The sequence below is a fragment of the Nocardiopsis trehalosi NBRC 14201 genome (genome assembly GCF_001552555.1).
Classification (GTDB): Bacteria; Actinomycetota; Actinomycetes; order Streptosporangiales; family Streptosporangiaceae; genus Nocardiopsis_B; species Nocardiopsis_B trehalosi.
The window spans coordinates 1-2,585 of record NZ_BCRK01000329.1 but is presented as its reverse complement, the minus strand read 5'-3'; the positions used below and the strand labels follow the sequence as shown (position 1 = coordinate 2,585).

Annotated in this window: 3 protein-coding genes; 2 read left to right on the top strand and 1 reads right to left on the bottom strand. The window is 77.0% G+C overall.

Going from position 1 to position 2,585, the window contains the following annotated elements:
* Positions 1–281: 281 nt before the first annotated feature.
* Positions 282–926 carry a GntR family transcriptional regulator gene (locus tag NT8_RS27885; RefSeq protein WP_067976025.1) on the top strand — a complete coding sequence of 215 codons (645 nt, stop codon included), beginning with the start codon at positions 282–284 and terminating at the stop codon, positions 924–926.
* The gene (locus tag NT8_RS27880) at positions 923–2,230 is read left to right on the top strand and encodes an MFS transporter (RefSeq protein WP_084469346.1); all 1,308 of its coding nucleotides are present in this window, start codon (positions 923–925) and stop codon (positions 2,228–2,230) included. The genes NT8_RS27885 and NT8_RS27880 overlap by 4 nt, the downstream gene beginning before the upstream one ends.
* Before the next feature lie 27 nt (positions 2,231–2,257).
* Here NT8_RS27880 and NT8_RS27875 read toward each other — a convergent pair whose 3' ends face one another.
* Positions 2,258–2,470, bottom strand: a complete 213-nt coding sequence (locus NT8_RS27875) for a DUF6458 family protein (protein WP_067976022.1) — start codon at positions 2,468–2,470, stop codon at positions 2,258–2,260.
* Between the last annotated feature and the right edge of the window lie 115 nt (positions 2,471–2,585).

The window sequence follows — 2,585 nt, the reverse complement described above, 5'->3', positions numbered from 1 at the left end:
CGGGGCGCCTCCGCCCGCCGGGTGCGGCCGGGTGCCGCCGGGCGCCGCCGTCCCGCCGCCCCCGCCGTTGGCCGCTCCGTTCCCCGTCGGTCACCCGGGCCTTCCCCGCGGGCCGCCCGCGGTCCCTATGCGCGCGTGCGCGCACGCGCGCGGGACAAGAGGAGGCGGACGGGGCCGGGGCGGCGGAGGTGGCGCCAGGGGGCCGTGTGCGCCCCGAGGTGCGCCGGGTCACCCCGGATCACCCCCGAAGGCGGACGGACCACGGCTAGCATGGATACAACATGCATACAACGCAATCCGCCACCGACCGGGCGTACCGCTACGCCAAGGACGCCATCCTCACCCGCCGCTACGCCGGCGGGGAGCTGATCAGCGAGGGGACCATCGCCACCGGGGTGGGCGTCTCGCGCACGCCGGTCCGCGAGGCGCTGCTCCGGCTGGAGGCCGAAGGGCTCGTCCGCCTCTTCCCCAAGCGCGGCGCCCTGGTCGTCCCGGTGTCGCAGGCCGAGATCGACGACGTCATCGAGACCCGCCGCCTGGTCGAGGGCTACACCGCCGAACGGGCCGCCGCCGCCGGCGCCGAGGAGCGGGCCGGGCTCACCGCCCGGCTCACAGCGCTGCTCGACCGCATGCGCGACGAACTCGACGGCGACCGGCGCGCCTTCATCGTGGCCGACCGCGAGTTCCACCGCGCGGTGGTCGCCGCGGCCGGCAACACCATCCTCACCGAGCTGTACGACGCGCTGCGCGACCGGCAGCTGCGGATGATGGAGGAGGGCGCCCGCACCGCCGACCGGATGCGCGCCAACATCACCGAGCACGCCGCCATCCTCGCCGCCGTCCGCGACGGCGACACCGGGGCCGCGGCCGCCGCTGTCGGCGCGCACCTCGACTCGGCCGCCCGCCTGCTGGGGGCCCGCCGATGAGCGCCCGCGCGAACCGGGGTGCCGTGCGCGTCCGGACGTCCGACGATGGGGCCGATCCGGGGGCGGACGTGCCCGCGCCGGCCCCCGCCGAGCCGCCCGGCGGCGCCCGCGCGTGGCTCGTGTGGGGCGTGGCGGTCGGCGTCTACTTCCTCGCCATGTTCCACCGCAACGGGCTGGGCGTGGCCGCCCTGGAGGCGCAGGAGCGCTTCGACGTGGGGCCGGCCCTGCTGTCGCTGCTGCCCATGCTCCAGCTCCTCGTCTACGTGCTGCTCCAGGTGCCCACCGGGCTCATGGCCGACCGGTTCGGGCCGCGCCGGTCGCTCCTGGCCGGGCTCGCCGCCATGGCCGCGGGCGTCGTGCTGTTCGCGCTGGCGCCGAACATCGAGGCGGCGGTCGCCGGCCGGGTGCTCATCGGCCTCGGCGACGCGGTGACCTTCCTCAACGTCATCCGGCTCGGGGCCCTGTGGTTCCCGCGCTCCCGCTACGCGCTCGTCAGCTCGCTGACGGGGGTGGCCGGGGGCATCGGGCAGGTCGCCAGCGTCGCCCCGCTGTCGGCCGCGCTGCACGGGGTCGGCTGGACGTGGGCGTTCCTCGGGGCGGGCGGCCTCACCCTGCTGATGATGGCGCTCGTGCTGCTCGTCGTCCGGGACCGGCCCGCCGGAACGGCGGGGCCGCGCGTCCACGCGCCCGTGCGGGCGCGGGCGAGCGTCGCCGAGGCGCTGCGGGCGCGCGGGCCGCTGGTCGGGATGGCCCACCACGCGGCCGTCATGCCGCCCTACACCATGCTCGGCGTGCTGTGGGGCTACCCGTTCCTCGTCGAGGGCATGGGGCTGGCGCCCGCCGCGGCCGGGCTGCTGCTGTCGGCCCTCGGCGCGGGGGTGCTGTGGATCTCGCCGGTCCTGGGCGCGTTCGTGGGGCGCGCCCCCGGCATCCGGCGCCCGTTCGCCATCGGCCTGGCGACGCTGTTCAGCGTCGGCTGGACGGCGCTCGTTGCGTGGCCGGGGGGCCTGCCGCCGGCGCCGGTGGTGGTGGCCGTCCTGGTCGTCAGCGCGGCGGGCGCGGTGATGGCCCCCGCGCTGTCGTTCGACTTCGCCCGCGACGGCATGCCGGCGCACCGGACGGGGGTCGCGTCGGGGCTCGTCAACATGAGCGGGTTCACCACCACGGTGGTGGCCACGGTGGCGGCGGGGGTGATCCTGCAGGCCGGAGGCGGGTTCCAGGCCGCGTTCGTCCCGGTGGCCGCGACAACGGTGGCCGCGACGGCGGTCCTGGTCGCGCTGCTGCGGCGCTACCCGCGGGGCTGAGCGCCCCGCGGGCGGCCGCAGCGGGGGTCAGAGGACGTCGGGATCGCCCGGCGGGCGGCGGTCGACGGCCCGGTTGCTGCGCGTGGTCATGATCACGAGGGTGAGGATGATGACCGCCGCCCCGGCGAGCATCAGGATCACGCCGATCGCGCCCAGGTCGAGTCCCGCGATGTCGGTCGTGATGCCGAACCTCAGCACCGCGCCGACGACGACGAGGAAGATTCCGAGCCCAATTCCCATCTGCGGCCTCCGGGACGGTAGCGACTGCGATCGCCTTGCTCCTACCCCTTTCCGCGTGGGCATCACCGGGCGGCGGCGGCACAGCGGCGGGGGGCGGGGCGGCCCGCGCCGCCCC